Raw genomic sequence first — 20,595 nt, forward strand, 5'->3', positions numbered from 1 at the left:
AAGGTGATCTCCCGGAGTACTTCGTAGCCGGCTAGGGGCTTGCCGGATGTAGTCCTGCCTCCTCGCCGGATGGCCGCCCGGATATGGCCCCCTGGCCCAATGTAGGCCCCCAGTTCGGAATGGGCCTGCACGAAGATTTCCAAATCGGCTGGCACCATGGCCAATAGGCGGCGGATACCAAGGGCTAGCATCGGGACGCCCGTGGTTGAGCACCCGGCACCCCACACGACACCCTCCTTGCCCTGTCCCGCCCAGACCACGCCGTAGGTGCCAAGCGGGAAACTCCCCACCGCCACAACCTTCGTCTGGGGTTCGTGCCAAGCTGCAACCGCTGCGGATACGGTATGCGGTGAGTCGAGTTCTCCGGGGGCGAACCCGAACCTTGAAGCAGTCATGTCGTTACTTCCCTCTTGGTCGAGTTGGGGATGGTGCGGCTCATCGCCGGGCCTGCCCATTGGTGAGAGCCTCCAGCAACGCCCTTGCACCAGGTTGGCCATCCGTCCTGGCCGCTCGTTTCGCCGTGACGGCACCCCGAGCTTCCATCTGCCGCTTCCCGATGATCGGTTGCAGCTCGACGTTCTCCTGGAGGAACACCTTCTTGGCGGCCTCGCGGTAGCGCTGGACGATCTCTCCGAGCTTGTTGAGCCTGGTGCCCTTCACATCGGAATCGCCATCAGGAAGGTCCTGGTAGGGCTCCGACTTGATGAGCGCGGCGAGGACTTCCTTAAGGCTCTTCTGCCCTGGGATATGCCCCGATAGCTCCTGGAGCCGCTGGTAGGCGTTCTTGCCGTCCTTGAGGGTGAGTTCCCGAAGGTCCACGCCCTGGAGGTCCGTCTCAGGCTTGCCGATGCCGTGGTCCGTCTGGAGCATGATGCGGTTGTGCTCGGCCTCCACAATGTCGTTGTCCTGGGAGTCCGTGAGGCCCACATGGCGCTCAATCGGGTCACCCCAGACATCCATGGAGAGAGGAAGCGTCTCTGAGAGACCAGGGACGCCCCTGATGGCATTGTCCACGAAGGTCCGCGCCTCACGGAGGTACGGGTCGGGATTGGCCCCGCGCATCAAGGAGGAGAACGGGAGCATGGAGCCCGCCGTCCGCCCCAGGAACTTGGGAAGCTCCGTCTCGGGGTCAAGGGCTGCCTTCAGCGAATTGTTGAGGTTGAGGAGGAACGTCTTCTCGCCCAGGTTCTTGGCCACCGCCACGGCAACCGCCATGATTAGGTCCGAATAGTCCTGATCGGGGTTCTTCTTGTTGAGGGCCACGATGTCAGCGACGAGGCCCATCACGGTTGCGGCGGGGTCGAACCTTCCGAGCTGGAAGTACTGCCGCTTGCCGTCCGCCCCCATCCAGGTGACCGAGTAGGGCTTCCATCCGGTGGAGAGAAGCTCCTGCTTGAGCACGTAGTTGTCAGGACCACTTCCGGTGAGGGAGTCGTTGGCCGCCAAATGAGCCGCGAGGCCCATGAACATTGACCCCATAGCCATCTGGCCGATAGCGTGGGCCTGGGCCTCCTGGCCGGTCCTCCCGAAGAGCGCGTTTCGGAACTCAGTCTGGAGGACATTCAATCCCGGCGTGAGCTTCATGCCATACCGGATGACGTTGATGGGAGTCTTTACGAAGGGCAGCACGAGGCCCAGGATCGGTGCCGTCCTTCGAGCGCTTTGTACGGCCCGCCCTAGCGCAAATCCGGGAAGTGTCTCGTAGTTAAGGTCCTGCTGGAAGGTGGTCATCTGGGCTTCCCGCACGGCGTTGGCATCAAGTGCCCTGCCGGTGGCCGGATCGATGGCCTTGTCCATGGCCTTCTGCACGTAGTCCTTGAAGTCCTGGCCGGAGAGCCCGATGTCAGCTGCATCGGTGGCCGCTTTGGATTGCACCACGGCCCTGTAGCGGAGCGTCTTGAAGAACTCGTCGGCCCCACCCAGCGCCCGCGTCGGCAGACCCACGATGGTCCTATAGTTGGCGGCCTGCCAAGCGTTGTGCGCCACGTCCCAGACGGAGTTCCAGGGCTTCCACTGAAGTGGTTGCGTCTGGAGGCCCGTCACGCTGCCATCGAAGAACTCCGTGTTCTGGGGGTTGAGGATGGAGTCGCCTCGCCTGAAGGCTTCGACCGCGTTGGACCAGCCGTCCGCCAGGGAGGCGATCGTGTAATGGTACTCCCGCAGTCCTTGCCTGGAGAGCGAGGACAGCTCCGCCCTCTTCCCTGCGTCCTTAGTGATGAGACGGAGGGCTGCCGACCCAAAGGTCTTCTCGCTGGGCCGCGCAGCCAGCATGAAGGCGTTGGTCGTCAGGTTGACCATGTGAGTCGGCCACATCCAGAGGAGGCCGTTGGTAAGATGCCAAGTGGCCTCGTCCAGGACGCGCTTGCGCCAGTTCTCGTTGAGGAGCATGGCGACCTTCTTGGGATCGCCCCCGGCCTTTCGCATCACCATGATGACCTGCTCGGGGTCCATGCCCCTGAGTCGCGCGATATCGGCGGGCCTGAAGCGAAACTGGGAGCGAGCGAAGCGCAAGGTACGCCCCGAGTTGGCGAGCATGGAGTTGGCCGAGGCCATCGTGTCGAACGAGACCCCGAGCCGCGCCATGAACTCCTGGGTGGCGAGGGCGATGTTGCCCCCGAACTCCTGGAGGTTGCCGTTAGCAATCCTGCTGGCCAAGTCGTCCGCGTCGTTGAACATGCGGTTGCCGAGGCGGAGCGCGGCCTCCATCTGAGGAGCGAGAAGCTTGGCTTTGTCGCCGGCCTCCGCGAGTTGCCCGAGGATGAGCGCCGGGTCCTCATTGAACTGGAGGCCCAACTCGTTGGCGAGAGACCGCACATGCTCGTCCGTCAGGACCTTGCCACCCTTGGCGACGTTAAAGCGGTCCTCCAAGACCTTCGCGGATCGCTGGATAAGGGACTCCACGTTGCCGGTGATGTGAAGCTTTTGCCAAGGCAGGGGAATCTTCTTGCCAAAGTTGTGGCCGGCCTCCTGGGCCTGTGCCCTGGAGCCATACGTCTCGACGGCCTTGGCGTCCGCCTGGGTGTCCTTAAGTATCTTTGCAAGGTCATCGTCCGGTATCTCCTGGGTGGGAGTGGCCTTGGACGGCATCTTCTCGGTCGGGAGGAGGGGCTGGCCGGTCTCGGGGTTGATCGGTGGCTTGGTGCCGAGCTGCTCGATGGTGTCTTCGGCGGGGCCAGGAGCAACCTCCTCGGCCTTGGTGGGCCTGGACCCTTTGGTAACGGGTGCCTCACGGGGTACCTGGCCCGACTTGGGGGTCTCCTTCCATATTCCCAGGCGTATCTCTTCCTCAGGGTTGACATTCACTTCGGGAGCCCGCACTTCGCCGCCGACTGAGGGCGTATCCGGCAGGCCGAACTCGTTGGCATTGGCCAGCCGGGTCTTCTCCAGCTTGGCGATCTCCTTCGCCGCCTCCGCCTTGTCACCGCCACGGAGGTACTTGATGACGCGCACCGCGCCGACCAGGGTCAGGTCCGCACCGATGGACTCCAGGGCATTCTTGAGGCGGCCCTCAGCGGCGGTGTCATCGGGGTCAGCCGCCAGGTAGTTGGTGACCGGGTTCTGGAGGTCAGGGAACTCCTCGACCAGGTTCGACAGGCGGTCCTCATGGGGGTCCAGGACGGTGTAGCCCGCCATGGCACCCTTGGCGATCTCGAAGCCCGTCTTCAGGATGGCGCCGCCTTCGGTGTAGGCCTTGAGTGGGGCCAGGAGCTTGCCCGCCCCGATGAGGCCCACGGTGAGCTGTGAGACCCCTTCCGTCAGCCCGTAGCCGATGCTCTCGTTGGCGAGCGCCCGGCCCTGGGCCTCGAAGCTTTGCCGAATGTCCGCCTTATCGGTCTCCTTAGGCTCGCCAACTAGGAAGTCCTTGGTCTCGAATAGCGCCTTGGAGGCACCGATGGACGCGGCTCTGGCGATCCTCTCGATCACTCCGGCGCCATCAGGTCCTTCCATCTTCCCCAGCTTGATGCGGTCGCGGAAGGCTTGGTCGCTTGCCGGGTTGTTGGGGTCGGCCTGCCTTCGTGCCTCCAGCTTGGCGGAGACCCTCTCGAATGCCCCCTGCGGATGCGAGCCTGCTCGTCGTCGACGGGTGGGGGCGTGGTGTCCATGCTTCGTGTCTTTCCATAGGTTGGGCCAAGCGGTGGCCATCGAGGCTCCGGCTGGGCGGGTGAGTGGTGGCGAATCGGCACTGCTGCCGGTTGGGTGCTGGTGGTGAGGAATCTTGACGCACGGCCATACGGGCCATGATGAACTCCATTGGGCGGGCCTCGGTGAGATGGTTGGGACGACCTTGGGAAGACGTGGTACGGGCGCGAGGCGGCGCTTATTGCTGCTAAGGTGGATGCAGCCTAGATGGAGGGTATCACGCCCAGGCATCAGGTCTGGCAGGCTGTGACTGGAATGGTCCACCGATACGATCTCTCGCAGAGATAGGTATTTATTCCTCACAAGAAGCGGCAGCGCAGCCCATTGGATTGTAGGGGTCCAGCTATGCCGCTCCTCAAGTAGGCGCCCATTGCCGGACCCTGGCTGGCTAAGCCGCTTGTCAAGTACGTGGTCTATTGGTCCGGGCCGGCATTTCCTTATCAAGCACAACGGCTATTCACCGGCCACGCTGCCTATCAAGTAGGTGGGAATTAGGGGGACTAGGCTAGCTGCTTATCAAGTAGAAGGACTATTACCCAGCTAAGGCGCTTACCAAGTACAGAGGGATTGCGGGACCGGCTTCGCCTAGCCGCTCTTCAAGTACGTCCCCTAATGCCCTCGCCACAGCGGCGCGGCCTGATGCACAGGCTATGAGCTGCCGTCCAAGATGAACTCGATCTGCGAGAGGAGCCCCCGTCCGCGCGGCGTCAGGTAGAATATCTTCTTGCGACCATTATCAGAGTTCCGCACCGTCCCGACCAGCCCCAGGCCTGGTGTGCCCTCGCGGTAGCCGTGACCTAGATACCGCATGTGCTGCGAGATGGTGGTGGGCGAGAACCCCAGGCGATCTGCGAGGTCCTCTAGGGTAAGCGGGTCATTCGGGTCTCGCGGGTCGAAGCCCCAGATGGCGGCCCCGAGGAACGCCACTGAGATACCTATCGGCATGTCCTTCGCCTCGGCCATCATGCGGCGGTTGGCTTCGAGATATCTACGGACCGTCTTACTCGACATTACACATACTCGCTCACACTCCTCGGGGCCGGCACGGATAACTTGGCGACCGCTACTGTTGGGGCGGATAGGCACCGGCATCGGGGCCATAGGAGGAGCTGACCTCCCGGCGAACCGAGGTGACGTGCGACAGCCAGGCCCCAAGGTCCCTTCCGGCTCTTCGGTCGGCAAGGAAGGAACTCACCTCGAAGTGCTCAAGGCAGTCCAGGGCGAAGGCAATGGCGATGTCGGGGTCCGCGAGTGCATCGGCGGATGCGGGGAGGGACGGCAGGCGGGCGGGCATCATGTTGGTCATGCGCAGTCTCCGGTTGAGTTGCGCCGCCCAGTATGGCCATAATGAGTCGCCGATCAACAAGTATAAGCTGTGCAGGTTCGTAGTGTTGTCACGCGCACAGTTATCGAGTGTCTGGGCCACCGCCGCTCCTGTTCTTTAGGCCGTCCTCAGAATGCGGAAGACACTTGCCCTTCCGATCCCCAACTCCTGGGCGATGGCGTCGGCGGTCTTGCCCTCGGTCTTCAGCCTGATGACTTCGGGGGCCATGCGTCGCGCCGTGGGAGCCCGCCCCTTGTACTTCCCCTCGGCCTTGGCCTTAGCGATACCCTCAAGTTGCCGCTCCAGCATCAGCTCCCGTTCGAACTCCGCAATGGAGCCTAGGAGGTTCACCATGAGCTTCCCCGTTGGGGTTCCGGTGTCCAGGCTCATCGAGAGGATGCGGAGGGCCACGCTCTTGGTTCGGAGCTGCGCGGTGATGCCCACGAGGTCCGCCACGGAGCGGGCCAACCGGTCGAGCTTGGTGACGATGAGGGTGTCGCCCTCCCGCACGTAGTCCAAAGCCCGCTCCAGCTCCGGTCGCTTGGTAGCCACGGAGGACAGCTCCTCGCGGAACACCTTCGCGCACCCCGCTCCGGTGAGGTCCCTGAGCTGGGCCTCAAGCCCTGCCTTCTGGTCGGTGGTGGAGGTGCGTGCGTAGCCGACTAGATGCCCGTTTGGTATGGTGGTCGTGGTGGTATGCTCCGGCGCTTGCATGGTGGCTCCCCTTCGGATCATTAGACCTTATGAGGATGTGATCCTTCCGTATCAAAAAGTCAATCCATATTCGTGTGAGACTCAAAATCGACCTTTCTGGCTGACTCACTGGGGCAAGGCCTATTGATACTGCGGGTTTCGCCCGGAGCTGCCCGTCGAGTTTCTCCCAGGACGTATCATTATATCTTTGACTTCAGTGATACTTCTGGTACTGTGACTTGTCTCGACCACATCAATCAACCTGAAGGAAACAGCCATGTACGACTACGCCAGCCAGACCCCGTTCCAGATCAAGTTCAACGATGCAGAGCAGCGCTTCGCAGCCGATCATCTTCAGGGCGGCGAGCTTGCCGAATTCCAGTCCGATTGGCGTAGGGCCCGCGTGACAGGGGTGCAGTTCTGGCTTGACACCGTGGCGGAGCGGAAAGGCCTCCCCTGCCGCTGGCATGTCGCCGCCTAGTGATCCCGCAGGGAAGCCATGAAAGCCCCAGTGAAGCCGCTGGGGCTTTTTGCTGTGAGTAGGGCCGAGGCGCTGGAGGTGGAGGCCGCAGGCCGAGGCGCTGGAGGTGGAGGCCGCAGGCCGAGGCGCTGGAGGTGGAGGCCGCAGGCCGAGGCGCTGGAGGTGGAGGTGGAGGCCGCAGGCCGAGGCGCTGGAGGTGGAGGTGGAGGCCGCAGGCCGAGGCGCTGGAGGTGGCCTACCCCCAGGGGGGAAGTCCGCCCGCTGCCACGCAAATAGGAGCACTCGGGTGATCGACCCCAGCGGGCGATCCGGTAAGGAACCCCTATCAATTGAAATATCGTAGACCCCGGCCTAGTGAGGACACAATGTTCATTTCGACCTGAGGAGTTCAAGGCATGTCTCATGCTGCCCAAATGCTTCCCGACGTAGACCTCCTAGTCACAATGGAACCGGAGGAGCTTGCGGCGTCCTTGCTTATGGCGCTTCCCTCGATAGCCAACAGCGGCATGAACATGGTCGCGATGACGAACATTCTCAGCTCACTTTTCACTGTGGGAAACAGTGGGCAGAGCGCGATTCCACTGTCACGTCGCGAGGAAGTCGAGCAGGCGATTACGGAGGCTTGGGTGTGGCTTGAGGTCCAAGGGCTCCTGATCCCTGCCTCGGGAACGAATGGCCAAAACGGATGGAGGAAGCTTAGCCGAAGGGCGTCCAAAATTAAGGACAAGCGCGACTTCCAACAATTCTCCGCCACACGATTCCTACGGAAAGAGTATCTGCACCAGGCGATTGCCGACACGGTCTGGGCTGCCTTCCTTCGGGGAGAGTACGACGTGGCGGTATTTCAGGCCATGAAAGCTGTTGAAGTCGCCGTTCGCGCCGCAGCCGCACTGTCGGATAACGATGTGGGGGTCTCCCTTGTGCGCAAGGCCTTTAATCCAGAGTCCGGCCGACTGACTGACAAGAGCATCCAGACGAGCGAGCGGGAAGCAGTGGTGAACCTGTTTGCGGGCGCAATTGGCCTCTACAAGAACCCGCAATCGCACCGCGATGTGGCCTTGGATGATCCCGTTGAGGCAATGGAGGTGGTGATGCTGGCCAACCATCTTCTGCGGATCGTGGATGCTAGAACAGCAGCGCTGATGGCTACAGGGCAGCCTGCCTCACAGGCAACTTGACGGCCTCCACCAAGGCCTTCTTTGACTTCTCCGGGTCCTGCCCCGCGTAACCGTGCTGGCTAAGGTCGAGGCTCTTCGCCCGGTCGCTGTCGGTATGCCCGACCACCCAGGTCAGCGTCCATTCGTCAAACCCCGAGTCACCCGCGAGTTTCGCATTGCGGACCTTACGGACAAACCAGCGGCGGAACGAGTGGAAGTCTACGTTGCTCTTGGCCTTGTCGTTCGGCCGCTCGTCCACCCCGATGTCCCGACGATACCGGGTGAACCGCTTGATGGCTGGGTCCGATCGCGTCTCGCGTGACTTTGGGGTTGGCGGGAGTTCTTCGAACAGGAAGTCGCCCGGCTTCTTACTTTCGATGCGGCGCTCGACGATCCCGACCAGGCCGCTGTGGATTGGCACCGTTCGACGGGCGTTGTCGGTCTTACCGGCCCACACGTTGAAGGCCTCTCCGACACAATCCGAGACAAACAGTTGGCACATCTCCTCGACCCGCATGCCGCTCAAGGCACCCACCCGCATCATATCGTTGAGAAGCGGCCCGGCGTCACCAGCCAGGAGCGAGACCACTTCGTCATCCGTGAAGGGACGCTTACCCCGGTCCGGGTCGGCTTCGCGTTGTCGCCTGGGCGGAGCCGGCAGGGTCTGGCCAGCCCAAGGGTTGTCGGCGGTGAGGTGTCCCTTGTCCCGCAGCCAAGTCCAGTACTGTCGGATGAACCCTAGATACGCGGCGGCCTTCTGCGCACCCCTGCCGACCACAAGGCTCTCCGTGATGAAGCGCCCGGCCTCGATCCTAGAAACGCCTTCAAGGGCCACCGGCAGGTTGCTATCCCGTAGCCATGTCGTGAGCCAAACCAGAACCCTGCGGAAGTCGCCCTCGGATTTCTGCCTGTAGCCCTGGTGCGCCAGGAAAGCGTCCGCATGGTGATCCAGTGGCGTGATCTCTCCGCTGGCTAGACCGTAGAATGCCTGGGCGCGGGCGAACCCTTCAGCCGCCTCAACCTGGGTGGCTCGGTTATGGAGAAAGTATTGGGTCGCCTCGTCGTCTTTCGTGAGGCGGAACTTCAGCGCCTCGGCCTCCAGGGGATCATTGCAGGCGAGCGCTCGGTTGGCTGCGACGATGACCTCCTTGAGCCGGGACACGATGGGCCACTTGCGGGCGTCCGCATCGCTGAGGTCCGAGGTGTGGAGCGGGAAAGTGAGCTTGCCTCGCCCAATCAAGTCGCGGACCTTAGCAGGCACCTTCACGCGGACTCGCCACTGCTGCCCGTGCCATTCGAGATATTGCCTTTGGTTTGCCACTCAGACCCCCGGGTGCCCCACGCTGGTGCCCCACCGCTGGGCCTCAAGGAGGCGGAAGTCAAGGGCCACAAGGGGTCAAGGCCTGCGGAGGAGAGTGTCCCGCTCTCTCCGCCAGTTAAATCTCACCGGCTCGCCGAGTCTGAAGGGACACTGGACGGCGACTGCCGCTGCGATGCAGTATCTTGAGGCAGGCAGAGGGGGGCGCGAGCGGCTTTCATCTTCGCCGCACTCTTACCTCAGATCAGCCTACAACCGATCGGCCCGCGCTTCACCAGAAGCACGGGCTTGGTCGACTCGGCACCGTCGCCGCCCCGTCTAGCGCGGGACCGCTTGTATTCCCGAGACCGAGCGCTCTGTTTCGGCGGAGAAAACCACGAAGGCAAAGATCAGCACGGCGGCAGCGACAATCATTGAGCCGGTGGCGACGATCGGCTCGAGCGCCGGATTTCCCTGCAGCATCAGGTAAAGCGCCGGCAGCATCACGACCAGGCCGAGATTGTAGACGCCATAGTGGATCATCGCGCTCCTGCGGGCAGCCTTCGCCGGGTTCAGCGCATAATAGCCGCCGAATATTGCACTGGTGACCCACCCCAGCAGATTGATGTGCGCGTGAGCCGGAAACGCGCCGTGATCGCCTGAAATTGCCATCTGCAGGCCAGCTGCAATTCCCAGAATAAGAAAGATGATGGCTGTCTTGAAAAAGAGTTCCGAAACCTTAGGCATATCATTCTCCCAAACCCGTTTTGCCGCCGCATCATGCTGTGGTTCCGGCGATCTTGCCAAGGGACCGTCGGGCCTGCGGAGCCATTTGTCGCCGGCCTGACAGCCCGTTGGCGGCCGGCCGCCGGGCCTGGCCGGTTGCGAGTCCAGCCAGCAAAAAATATGCACTCACGCTAATTTAATTGCAACATTACCGGCCAGGCTTGCATGTCGTTCTCGCCAGGGAAGTGTCCTGCACGATGGTAGTGCCATACGCGCCAAAGATCTGCCCGTCAGTGTTGCAGCAAGGCCTCGCCGAACTTCTCCCACAGCTGTGCGCAATCTGTTGCTCTGAGGCTGGGGGTTCCGACTGGGCCATATCTGATGACGGCGGCGTGAACATCATAGCCAACGATAGGTGCATTGGCGACAAAGTGGATAGCCTCGCCCAATCGGCGGGGGCCAATTGGCGCATCGGTTTTGTTGGTGATATCGAAGACACCACGAATATCCGCTTCCTGATTCCTGGCTGCCAACGCAGCCGCCATTACCCTTTCTTGCATCATCGAAATCTCTCCTATCGGTCTAAGTCTAAGAACCGCGGCTTGTGCCGATCCGGCAGCTGACAACCGGCAAATCGAAGTGCCTTTTGCAGCATCTTGATTGGCTCTTGCTGCGAGCCACTCCGCCCGCTCCCGCGGCAAGCCGATAAGGCAACTGCCAGCAAAATCCGCAGGCACATCCACGGTCGCATCAAACACGGCCCACGTGCCAGTCGGCTCCTGAACGGGCAAAAACCTCATAACAGCGCCTGCTAATATACCATGCCGACTGTGAGGACGAGACTTTTTCCTGCATCAACTAAACGAATGAGAGCTGGTGTCGAAGTGCCGGGCGACGCTCGTCGAAAACAAATCGTCGGCGACATCGCCTGGATCGAAGGTGGGCCTGAGCAGCGATCCGGCCGCATTCGAGGCTCGCCGACAGGGACAAGCACAAGACGCAGCGCGCCGGCACGCCTCGTCAAATGTTACTTTCTGCCCTGCGGATAGATCGTCTCGCCGCGCTTCAGCATCTCCACGAACGCCGCGATCTTCTTCTTGCGTCCGGCTTCGGTTTTCATGTTGTGGATGCGGAAGGCGAGTGCGAAGCGGTTTTGCCCGCTGAGCTTTGCCAGCATCTCTTTCGCCGTGGGCTCGGCGTCTATTGCCGCCTGGAGGTCGTCGGGGATCTTCATCTCCTTGCCGCTCTTGTAGGCGCGCGCCCAGCGGCCGTCGGCCTTGGCTGCATCGACCTGCCTCAGCCCGTGCTCGGTCATCCGGCCCTCCTCGATCAGCCGGGCGACATTGTCGACATTGATCTGGCTCCAGGTGCTCTTCTTGCCGCGCGGGGTGTAGCGCTGCAGGTAGCTTTTGCCGTCCAAGGCCTTGCGCACCGCATCGATCCAGCCCCAGCACAACGCCACGTCGATGGCTTGCTTCGGAGTGATCGACGGCAGTCCCGAATCGAGCTTATGGATCTTGATCCAGACTTCGTCCTCGCTGTCGTGATGCTCGCCAAGCCAGGCATGGAAGCTTTCGGCGTCCCTGAACTCGCGCACCTTGGCGGGGTCGACCTTGACGGGCGCCATCAGCCGGTCCGCCCATGACGCGAGCGCGTACGACGCCAAACCGCTGGCCGGCCGCGCGCGCGCTCATCTCAGCTCCGAGTCCGCAATCCGCAGGCCTGGTGATTCTCGCCGGCACGCATTCAGCCCGCACGATTGGGCGTTCCGAGGACATGGGATTTCGGCGGCAGCATGACGTTGTCGAATGTCTGCGTGAACATCGCCGCCGCAAAGAAAGCGACGGCGCGCAGGGTTTCGGTGCCGGTGTTGACGAGGTCGTGCCTGACCGGCGTCGGAAGTACCAGGACGCTGCCCGGCCCGACCGGGTGGGTGGTGCCGCCCTCAATGTGTAGCTCGCCGGTGCCGGCGATGATGTATTGCGTCTCTTCGGTGGCGTCGCTGTGCCAGCCGAGCCGCTTGCCGGGCTCGATCTCGTAGACAATGACCGAGGACTGGGTGGTGCCGTGCCCGCCGTAAACCGCGAAAGCGCCGGCCCATTTGACCGACGGATCGTCCTCTGCCCAAACCAGCGAACGTTCGAGCCTGTCGGATGCGACGACTGCTGTCATGGCTTCGTTCCTCTCAGCGAATTGCGAACACGAATCTAGATGATTTTTCTGGTCTGCGTCAGCAAAACTGGCTGCTGACCGTTCCCTCGTCCATTGCGCGTGACGATTTGTCGGGCCGCGATCCGACCTATTCTACTCTCGGGCCGGATCACTGAGCCGATACCCCAATGCAAACCAAGCCTTTACCTTTTAGTCAGTTTTGAGTTGCCCCTGCGTTGCGTTCGTGGTCCGGTACAACCAGGGCGCTCAATGCGGCATTCGGCAACGGTCGCCTCACCGACCGTCAGGGCAACACACCGTCGAGCCAATACAGGAGATAGCAATGGGCATTTTCGACAGTATCAAAGGTGCGATTTTCGGAAACGCGGTTGCGGCCGAAGCGCCGCCGGCGCAACCGTCTCCCGCGCCTGCTTCGAGCACGGCCACCCAGCCGACGGCGCCTACCCGATCCGCCCCGGCTGCAACCCCGGCTCCGGCCGCGCCGGCCGCGCCGTCCTTTGCCCCGGACATCGCTGCCATTCTCGACAAGGCGGTGGCCGCGAGGGGGCAGAAACTCAACTGGAAGAATTCGATCGTCGACCTGATGAAGGCTCTGAATATCGACAGCAGCCTCGGCGCCCGCAAGGAGCTTGCCCACGAGCTGAACTACACCGGCGATATGAACGACACTGTAACGATGAATCTGTGGCTGCACGACGCACTGATGAAAAAGCTGGCCGAGAACGGCGGCAAGCTTCCGAGCGACCTGGCCGCCTAGAGTCACAAGACAAGCAATTCCAGGAAAACGTGTGAACGGTTTTCCGTCCGGAATTGCGTCAAACGAAAAAGACAGACCGGTTCTGCCCGCACCGTGGTTCTTGCTGCGCCGGCTTCGGCCGCAACCGAGCAGACCACACTGCCAAGCATCAGACTGCCATTAGATAAAACTGAGACCGATCCCGGCCGCCGGGATTGGGTCCATGGGAAGTCCCATGGCACAAAGCGCTGCCGCCTCGCGCCCGGATTGCCTCCCGCAAAACCGACGATTTCGGTCGCTGCCCACGCGCTGGTAGGACCACCATTTTGCTGGCGAAACGCGACGTTCGGCGTATCATTCTCTCGGGAGAGGGTTCATGGTGGGAGGAAGCCAATGAACGTGGTGAAGCGGGTGACGGTCGCCGACTTGACAGCCCAAGAGCTTGTTTCATCTGCGCTTTCACGGTTCGGTGCCGGCGACACCATATCGACGAGGGCGATGCTGGACATCGTTCGCAGGACGGCTCCGGCCTGCGGCAACAGTGACGACGATCTGGTCGAGCTTATCGTCATGACGGCGGTTGGTAGGACCATGGGCGTCGTGTTCGACCATCGCTCCCATTAAAACAATCTGGAACGAACATCAGGCTGCGCCCAGGAGCAGTGGCGGGCGGTGGCAGCGCCGCCAAAGAGGCCGGCCTGTTTGTGCGTGAAGGTCGGCCTGGCACCAAGCCATTGCTTTGAGCAAAACCGCTGCTCATGCCGGGTCATGCCCGAAGCCGGTAGTTGGGCGACACGCTCGAAGGAACTCGCTGAAATCTTGCCCGTTATGCTCTCGTTGAGATGAGGAGAGCTGCCATGGCCGACGACAAAACCAAGACCGACAGTCGCGACCGCTCACGAGTGGCGGGCGGCGAAGACTACGAGGTACGTCACTTCGCCGAGGAAGCGGGCATTACCCCTGAGCAGGCGCGCACGCTGATCAAGCGCCACGGCACCGACCGCAAGGTGCTGAACGAAATCGCCGAGAGCATAAGAGCGTCGTAATGGCTGACAAGAAAACCGCAATGGCCGACCGCAAGACGCGCGATCTGGACGAAAAGCAGGCTCTGCGCCTGGCCGAAACCACCGACGTTTCGCCGAAGCAGGCGAAGGATCTGATGCGCAAGCACGGCAAGGACAGCCCGAAGGTCGAGAAGGAAGCCAAGAACTTCAAGGCCGAGGGCTGAGCCGCCCAGCCGGTTGGACGCGCGGCATGGGGCCGCGATCCTGCGGCTTATCGGTTTTCTAACAAATTCGGCCTATCCCTTCCGCTATCGCGGCTCAGGGATGCCATATGCGCGGGATATCTGGTGGGGCGAGGCCGTCGATAGACGACATACGGCATGTGAGGCTGATGTTTTGCCTGGTGGCGGCGGTCGTGATGGCGGCGGCGCTCCTCGCCTTTGCCACCTCCCTCCTGCAGGATCCCGATAGCTGGTGGCACATCAAGGTCGGCATGGATATGCTGGCACGCCGCACATTCCCCACCGTCGACATCTATTCCTATACTTTTGCCGGCCAGCCATGGATCGCCAAGGAATGGCTTAGCCAGGTCCTCCTTGCAATTGCCTTTCAAGCCGGCGGCTGGAACGGCGTGGTGCTGCTGGCGACTGCAGTAATCGCGCTTACGGCCTTCTTGACGTCGTGGCATCTCAGCGCGTGGTTGAAGCCGACGCTGGCGATAGGACTGACGCTGGTTCTCGCGCTCTTGATCGGGCCAATCTATGTCGCCCGGCCGCACATCTTTACCTTGCCCATCATCGTCGTCTGGACCGCCGGTCTTTTCCAGGCCGCACGCAACGAGAAAGCACCGCCCTTATGGCTGCTGGCGCTGCTTTGCCTCTGGGCCAATCTCCATGCCACCTTCACCTTCGGTTTCGTCATCGCCGCCTTCGCCGGCCTCGATCTCGTCATGCGCACACGCTTGTCGAACCCCCGGCTGCTGGCCAAGTGGATCCTTTTCGGGGTGCTTTGCCCACTGGTCAGCCTGCTCAATCCCTATGGCGTCAAGGCCATACTCGCCACATTCACCGTGGCCTATGGCAATGAGGCGGTGCCTTACATTGCGGAGTGGCAGCCCTTCGACGTCGCGCGGCACACCCTCCAGGAGGTGGCCCTGCTGGTGGCGCTTTTCGGGCTGCTCGTGTCGAGATTGCGCATTGGCTGGGCCAAGGCGCTGTTCCTTGTCTTCACGTTGCACGTCTATCTCACCCACATACGGTTCATGTACCTGTTCTTTCTTCTCGTGCCGGTGGTCCTTGCCGTCGAGGTCGCGCAACAATATCCAGCGCTTTCAGCCGAGAAATGGGCGGCGGAAAAGCGTGACGGACTTGAACAATTTTTCACACGGCAATTTTCCAGGATTTGTGCTGGACTTGCCGTTTTGCTGGTTTTGGCGGCTGCCGCCTTCACGAGCTATCCGGTCGCGCCGAGCCAGAAGACCTCGGCGAGGGACGCACTGGCCTTTGCCCAAACCCATAATCTGTCGGGCAATCTGCTGAACTCCTACGATTTCGGCGGCACGCTGATTTTTCATGACATCAGGACGTTTATTGACGGCCGCGCGGATCAGCTCTTCCTGAATGGCTTTACGGAAACGGATGAGCAGACTGGGCACAGCCGGGGCAAGCCGATCCTGAAAGCCCAACTCGACAAATATACGATAGGCTGGGCATTGTTGACCGCCGACGACAGCCGCATTCCGTTCTTCGACCAACTGGGCTGGAAGCGGGCCTATGCGGACGATTACGCGGTGATCTACACCCGCGCGGACTGAGCCCCGGCAGCTTCGCGCGCCGGTGCGCACCTCCCCCCTGAAGCTTCGGCCAGCGCCGAGGCGGCGAAATCCTTATGGGATTTTGATTTCTTTGCTCCGCGTCCCGTCTCGAACCTTTATGGCACTTTGATCCATATTCACGGGAGCGGTGTATCCAGCCGCCGATATGATGCGGCGACGGGTTTGGATAGTTTGTTAAAGTAAACAAACAAATACAACATAAGGAAAACGCGCGGTGGACATAGTTTTTGTCGCGATTGGAATCGCGTTCTTTGCTCTATGCTTCGGCTACATCAAAGCTTGCGACAAGCTGTAAGTTTAGGGGATCGTAACATGCTTTTCGACTATATCCTCGGCGGCGCCGTGACCTTGTTTCTTCTCGCCTACCTGACATACGCCCTCGTTCGCCCGGAACGCTTCTGATCTCCGCTGGCAAGGAGCCAACCCCATGACAATCAACGGATGGCTGCAGATCCTCGTCTATTGCGGGATCGTCGTTCTGCTGGCCAAGCCGCTCGGCGGCTACATGCATCGCGTTTTCAGCGGCGAGCGCACATTCCTGTCGTCAATTCTGGCCCCGCTCGAGCTCGGGCTCTACCGCATATCAGGGACCAGCGAGCGCGAGGAGCAGCACTGGACCTCCTACGCGGCGGCCCTGCTGTTCTTTAACCTGGCCGGCTTCCTGGTGCTCTATTTGCTGCAACGGCTGCAAGGCGGCCTGCCCTACAATCCGGCCGGCATGACCGCCGTCGAACCTGGGCTGGCCTTCAACACCGCCGCCAGCTTCATGACCAACACCAACTGGCAGAACTACGGCGGCGAAAGCACGATGTCCTATCTCGTGCAGATGGCCGGCTTGACCGTGCAGAATTTTCTGTCGGCGGCGACTGGCGTCGCCATTGCGGTCGCATTGATCCGCGGCTTTGCCAGGGCCTCAGGCAAATCGATCGGCAATTTCTGGGTCGATATGACCCGCGGCACGCTCTACCTGCTTTTGCCCTTTTGCATCGTGTTAACTCTGGTCTATGTCTATCTCGGCATGCCGCAAACGCTCGCTGCCTACGTCAACGCGACGACGCTCGAAGGCGCGCAACAGACTATCGCGGTCGGGCCGGTCGCTTCCCAGGTTGCCATCAAGATGCTCGGCACCAATGGCGGCGGTTTCTTTAACGCCAATGCAGCGCATCCCTTCGAAAATCCCGATGCAATCTCCAACCTGATCCAGATGGTGACGATCTTCGCCCTCGGCGCGGCGTTGACCAATGTCTTCGGCCGCATGGTAGGCAACCAGCGCCAGGGCTGGGCAATTCTGTCGGCTATGGGCGTGCTGTTCATCGCCGGCGTTGCCGTCTGCTACTGGGCGGAAGCCGCCGGCAATCCGCTCGTCCATGCGCTGGGCGTCGACGGCGGCAACATGGAGGGCAAGGAGAGCCGCTTCGGCATCGCCCTGTCGGCACTGTTTGCCGTCATCACCACGGCCGCATCCTGCGGCGCGGTCAACGCCATGCATGACAGCTTCACCGCACTCGGCGGCATGATCCCCATCATCAACATGCAACTCGGCGAGGTTATTGTCGGCGGCGTCGGCGCCGGCTTCTACGGTATCCTGATGTTCATCGTCATTGCCGTTTTCGTCGCCGGGCTGATGGTCGGACGCACGCCCGAATATCTCGGCAAGAAGATCGAGGCCAAGGAGGTCAAGATGGCTATGCTGGGCGTGCTCTGCCTGCCGCTTGCAATGCTGATCTTCACCGCTATCGCGGTGGTGCTGCCGACCGGCGTTGCTTCCATCGCCAATGCCGGCCCGCACGGCTTCTCCGAGGTTCTCTATGCCTACACCTCGGCCGCGGCGAACAATGGCTCCGCCTTTGGCGGCCTCAGCGGCAACACGCCCTGGTACAACGTAACGCTCGGCATCGGCATGCTGATGGGCCGGTTCCTGGTCATTATTCCGGCGTTGGCGATTGCTGGCTCGCTGGTTGCAAAGAAGACCGTCCCTGCCTCCGCCGGCACCTTCCCGACCGACGGTCCGCTGTTCGTCGGGCTGCTGGCCGGTGTCATCCTGATCGTCGGCGGCCTGACCTTCTTCCCGGCCCTCGCGGTCGGACCGATCGTCGAGCACCTGGCGATGATTCACGGTCAGACATTCTGAAACGGCGATGCCCTGGTTCAAGATCATACCTCGAAAGGTCCGGCATCGCCCCGAGCCGGAGGGGGAGAAAACGCCCCCTCCTTTCCCGACGCTGTCCACATTCCTCGCTATTGCGGCAGCCTTGATCATGATCTGGCTGCTGGCTTACGGGCCGCCGCACCTTCGTTCGGCACACGATCGACCGGTCAACAACATCGACACTGGAGCTACCAAATGAGCCCGTCGAAATCCGTGAGCATCATGGATACCCGCATTCTGTGGCCCGCTATCGGCGGTTCCTTCAGAAAACTGAACCCGCGCACCTTGATGCGAAACCCGGTGATGTTCGTCGTCGCCGTCGTCTCGGCGCTCACCACCGTGCTGTTCGTCAAGGATCTCGTTACCAGCGGCGGCGATCTTGGCTTCACGCTGCAGATCATCATCTGGCTGTGGTTCACCGTGCTCTTCGCCAATTTCGCCGAAGCGGTGGCCGAAGGCCGCGGCAAGGCGCAAGCTGACTCGCTGCGTCGGGCGCGAACCGAGACGCAGGCCAAGCTGTTGAACGGTGGCGACCGCAGCAAGTTCAAACTGGTGCCCGGCACCAGCCTGAAGGTCGGCGACATCGTGCTTGTCGAAGCCGGCGACATCATCCCCTCGGACGGCGAGGTGGTCGAAGGCGTGGCGTCGGTCAACGAGGCGGCCATCACCGGCGAATCCGCACCGGTCATCCGCGAATCCGGAGGCGATCGTTCGGCGGTGACCGGCGGCACGCAGGTCTTGTCCGACTGGATCCGCGTGCGCATCATTGCGGCTGCCGGTCATACGTTCCTCGACCGCATGATCTCGCTGGTCGAGGGCGCCGAGCGCCAGAAGACACCCAACGAGATCGCGCTCAACATCCTGCTCGTCGGCATGACGCTGATCTTCGTGCTGGCGACGGCGACGATCCCGAGCTTCGCCTCGTATTCGGGCGGCTATATCTCGGTGACCGTGCTGGTCGCCCTGTTCGTTACCCTGATCCCGACCACAATTGGCGCCCTGCTGTCGGCTATCGGCATTGCCGGCATGGACCGCCTGGTGCGCTTCAACGTGCTCGCCATGTCGGGCCGCGCCGTCGAGGCGGCCGGCGATGTCGACACGCTGCTGCTCGACAAGACCGGAACCATCACGCTGGGCAACCGTCAGGCGACGGCATTTCGTCCGGTCAAGGGCGTCACCGAACAGGAACTGGCCGACGCGGCTCAGCTTGCCTCGCTTGCCGACGAAACGCCGGAAGGCCGCTCGATCGTCGTCCTGGCGAAGGAAAAATACGCTATCCGCGCCCGCGACATGGCAAGCCTGCACGCGACTTTCGTGCCCTTCACCGCGCAAACCCGCATGAGCGGTGTCGATCTGGAAGGCTCCTCGATCCGCAAGGGCGCAGTCGATGCGGTACTTGCCCACGTCAACCTCTCGGCCGTTGCCACAGGCAGTATGCGCCCCGGCAGCGACACCGTCCGCGACCTTCAGGCGATCGCCGACGAGATCGCCAAATCGGGTGGCACTCCACTCGCGGTCGAGCGCGACGGGCGCCTGCTCGGCGTCGTCCATCTGAAGGACATCGTCAAGGGCGGCATCGCAGAACGCTTTGCCGAATTGCGCCGCATGGGCATCCGCACGGTGATGATCACCGGCGATAATCCGATGACCGCGGCGGCGATCGCGGCGGAAGCCGGCGTCGACGACTTCCTTGCCCAGGCGACGCCCGAGGACAAGTTGAAGCTGATCCGCGACGAGCAGGCCAAAGGCAAACTGGTCGCGATGTGCGGCGATGGCACCAACGATGCGCCGGCCCTTGCGCAGGCCGATGTCGGCGTTGCCATGAACACCGGCACGGTCGCGGCGCGCGAGGCCGGCAACATGGTCGATCTCGACAGCGATCCGACCAAGCTGATCGAGATCGTCGAAATCGGCAAGGCGCTGCTGATGACGCGTGGCTCGCTGACCACCTTCTCCATCGCCAACGACGTGGCCAAGTATTTTGCCATCATCCCGGCAATATTCGCCGTCTTCTACATCGCCCCGGGCCAGACCGCCGGGCCGCTGCAAGCGCTCAATGTCATGCATCTGGCGACGCCGCAGAGCGCTATCCTCTCGGCCATCATCTTCAACGCGCTGATCATCATTGCGCTGATCCCGCTGTCGCTGAGGGGCGTCAAATACCGCGCGGTCGGCGCCGGTGCGCTGCTCAGCCGCAATCTCATTGTCTATGGCCTTGGCGGCGTCGTAGTGCCCTTCGTCGGCATCAAGATGATCGACATGGCCATCACCGCTCTCGGTCTCGCCTAAGGAACCACGTCGATGCTCAATCAAATCAGGCCCGCGATCGTCATGATCGTCTTCTTCACCATTCTGACGGGTTTGGTCTATCCGATCGGCATGACCGGCATTGCCCAGGCGCTGTTTTCGCGCCAGGCCAATGGCAGCCTGATCGAGAAGGACGGCAAGCTCGTCGGTTCCGAGCTGATCGGCCAGGCTTTCGAAAGCGACCGCTACTTCCATGGCCGCCCGTCGGCTGCCGGCGACGGCTACAATGCCGCCGCCTCGGGCGGCTCGAATCTCGGCCCGACCAACCCGAAGCTCATCGACAGGATCAAGAGCGACGCCGAAAAGCTGAGAGCCGAAAACCCGAGCCAGCCGGTACCGATGAATCTGGTCACCACGTCCGGCAGCGGCCTCGATCCGCATATCAGCCCCGATGCGGCCTATTTTCAGGTTGCCAGGGTGGCCAAGGCCAGGGGCGTCGATGAATCCAGGATCAAATCGCTTGTCGACAGCCATGTCGAAGATCGCGAATTGGGATTCATCGGCGAGCCGGTAGTCAATGTGCTGGCCCTCAACCTTGCGCTGGACGATGCCATGAAACAGTGAAGGACCGGCGC

Annotated in this window: 20 protein-coding genes; 11 read left to right on the forward strand and 9 right to left on the reverse strand. The window is 61.9% G+C overall.

Features of this window, described 5'->3' with window-relative positions:
• Positions 1-435 precede the first annotated feature (435 nt).
• The 4 genes from NKJ15_RS05305 to NKJ15_RS05320 form a co-directional block, all read right to left on the reverse strand.
• The gene (locus NKJ15_RS05305; protein WP_352814454.1) at positions 436-4,143 is read right to left on the reverse strand and encodes a hypothetical protein; all 3,708 of its coding nucleotides are present in this window, start codon (positions 4,141-4,143) and stop codon (positions 436-438) included.
• 645 nt (positions 4,144-4,788) lie between these two features.
• Positions 4,789-5,151: a hypothetical protein gene (locus tag NKJ15_RS05310; RefSeq protein WP_352814456.1), complete on the reverse strand. Its 363-nt coding sequence runs from the start codon at positions 5,149-5,151 to the stop codon at positions 4,789-4,791.
• Positions 5,152-5,203: 52 nt separating this feature from the next.
• Positions 5,204-5,446 carry a hypothetical protein gene (locus NKJ15_RS05315; RefSeq protein WP_352814458.1) on the reverse strand — a complete coding sequence of 81 codons (243 nt, stop codon included), beginning with the start codon at positions 5,444-5,446 and terminating at the stop codon, positions 5,204-5,206.
• Positions 5,447-5,581: 135 nt separating this feature from the next.
• Positions 5,582-6,178: a recombinase family protein gene (locus tag NKJ15_RS05320; protein ID WP_352814460.1), complete on the reverse strand. Its 597-nt coding sequence runs from the start codon at positions 6,176-6,178 to the stop codon at positions 5,582-5,584.
• Between the two features lie 256 nt (positions 6,179-6,434).
• On the opposite strand from NKJ15_RS05320, the gene NKJ15_RS05325 reads away from it, so the two are divergent.
• Together NKJ15_RS05325 and NKJ15_RS05330 are read left to right on the forward strand one after the other, a co-directional pair.
• Complete coding sequence (locus NKJ15_RS05325; RefSeq protein WP_352451823.1) at positions 6,435-6,638, forward strand: hypothetical protein; 204 nt, start codon at positions 6,435-6,437, stop codon at positions 6,636-6,638.
• A gap of 395 nt (positions 6,639-7,033) precedes the next feature.
• Positions 7,034-7,816: a TIGR02391 family protein gene (locus NKJ15_RS05330; RefSeq protein WP_352717385.1), complete on the forward strand. Its 783-nt coding sequence runs from the start codon at positions 7,034-7,036 to the stop codon at positions 7,814-7,816.
• On the opposite strand, the gene NKJ15_RS05335 is transcribed toward NKJ15_RS05330, so the two are convergent.
• From NKJ15_RS05335 to NKJ15_RS05355, 5 genes are all read right to left on the reverse strand, one after another.
• Complete coding sequence (locus tag NKJ15_RS05335) at positions 7,785-9,116, reverse strand: DUF6538 domain-containing protein (RefSeq protein WP_352814463.1); 1,332 nt, start codon at positions 9,114-9,116, stop codon at positions 7,785-7,787. The genes NKJ15_RS05330 and NKJ15_RS05335 overlap by 32 nt on opposite strands.
• Before the next feature lie 315 nt (positions 9,117-9,431).
• A complete protein-coding gene (locus NKJ15_RS05340) occupies positions 9,432-9,839 on the reverse strand; it encodes a hypothetical protein (RefSeq protein ID WP_352501933.1) in 408 nt (135 codons plus the stop codon).
• A gap of 269 nt (positions 9,840-10,108) precedes the next feature.
• Positions 10,109-10,381, reverse strand: coding sequence for a hypothetical protein (locus NKJ15_RS05345; RefSeq protein ID WP_352469463.1), 273 nt, complete (start codon positions 10,379-10,381; stop codon positions 10,109-10,111).
• Positions 10,382-10,845: 464 nt separating this feature from the next.
• Positions 10,846-11,445: a YdeI/OmpD-associated family protein gene (locus NKJ15_RS05350; protein ID WP_352620298.1), complete on the reverse strand. Its 600-nt coding sequence runs from the start codon at positions 11,443-11,445 to the stop codon at positions 10,846-10,848.
• 119 nt (positions 11,446-11,564) lie between these two features.
• Positions 11,565-11,990, reverse strand: coding sequence for a cupin domain-containing protein (locus tag NKJ15_RS05355; protein ID WP_352465923.1), 426 nt, complete (start codon positions 11,988-11,990; stop codon positions 11,565-11,567).
• Positions 11,991-12,312: 322 nt separating this feature from the next.
• Here NKJ15_RS05355 and NKJ15_RS05360 point away from each other — a divergent pair, with 322 nt between their 5' ends.
• The 9 genes from NKJ15_RS05360 (at position 12,313) to kdpC (ending at position 20,584) form a co-directional block, all read left to right on the forward strand.
• Positions 12,313-12,747, forward strand: coding sequence for a DUF3597 domain-containing protein (locus NKJ15_RS05360; protein WP_352814466.1), 435 nt, complete (start codon positions 12,313-12,315; stop codon positions 12,745-12,747).
• A gap of 372 nt (positions 12,748-13,119) precedes the next feature.
• Complete coding sequence (locus NKJ15_RS05365; RefSeq protein WP_352469460.1) at positions 13,120-13,350, forward strand: hypothetical protein; 231 nt, start codon at positions 13,120-13,122, stop codon at positions 13,348-13,350.
• Positions 13,351-13,583: 233 nt separating this feature from the next.
• Positions 13,584-13,772: a DUF3606 domain-containing protein gene (locus tag NKJ15_RS05370; RefSeq protein ID WP_352502669.1), complete on the forward strand. Its 189-nt coding sequence runs from the start codon at positions 13,584-13,586 to the stop codon at positions 13,770-13,772.
• A complete protein-coding gene (locus NKJ15_RS05375; RefSeq protein ID WP_352814468.1) occupies positions 13,772-13,954 on the forward strand; it encodes a hypothetical protein in 183 nt (60 codons plus the stop codon). Before NKJ15_RS05370 ends, NKJ15_RS05375 begins: the two co-directional genes overlap by 1 nt.
• A gap of 107 nt (positions 13,955-14,061) precedes the next feature.
• Entirely contained in the window at positions 14,062-15,543 is a 1,482-nt protein-coding gene (locus tag NKJ15_RS05380) for a hypothetical protein (RefSeq protein ID WP_352814470.1), read from the forward strand.
• Between the two features lie 333 nt (positions 15,544-15,876).
• Positions 15,877-15,966, forward strand: coding sequence for a K(+)-transporting ATPase subunit F (locus NKJ15_RS05385; RefSeq protein ID WP_023675300.1), 90 nt, complete (start codon positions 15,877-15,879; stop codon positions 15,964-15,966).
• A 25-nt stretch (positions 15,967-15,991) separates the two neighbouring features.
• The gene (gene kdpA / locus NKJ15_RS05390; RefSeq protein ID WP_352814472.1) at positions 15,992-17,695 is read left to right on the forward strand and encodes a potassium-transporting ATPase subunit KdpA; all 1,704 of its coding nucleotides are present in this window, start codon (positions 15,992-15,994) and stop codon (positions 17,693-17,695) included.
• A gap of 213 nt (positions 17,696-17,908) precedes the next feature.
• Positions 17,909-20,002, forward strand: coding sequence for a potassium-transporting ATPase subunit KdpB (gene kdpB, locus NKJ15_RS05395; RefSeq protein WP_352814474.1), 2,094 nt, complete (start codon positions 17,909-17,911; stop codon positions 20,000-20,002).
• 12 nt (positions 20,003-20,014) lie between these two features.
• A complete protein-coding gene (kdpC, locus tag NKJ15_RS05400; RefSeq protein ID WP_352502664.1) occupies positions 20,015-20,584 on the forward strand; it encodes a potassium-transporting ATPase subunit KdpC in 570 nt (189 codons plus the stop codon).
• Positions 20,585-20,595 lie beyond the last annotated feature (11 nt).

The sequence above is a fragment of the Mesorhizobium sp. M0207 genome (genome assembly GCF_040321995.1).
In the GTDB taxonomy this organism is placed as follows: Bacteria; Pseudomonadota; Alphaproteobacteria; order Rhizobiales; family Rhizobiaceae; genus Mesorhizobium.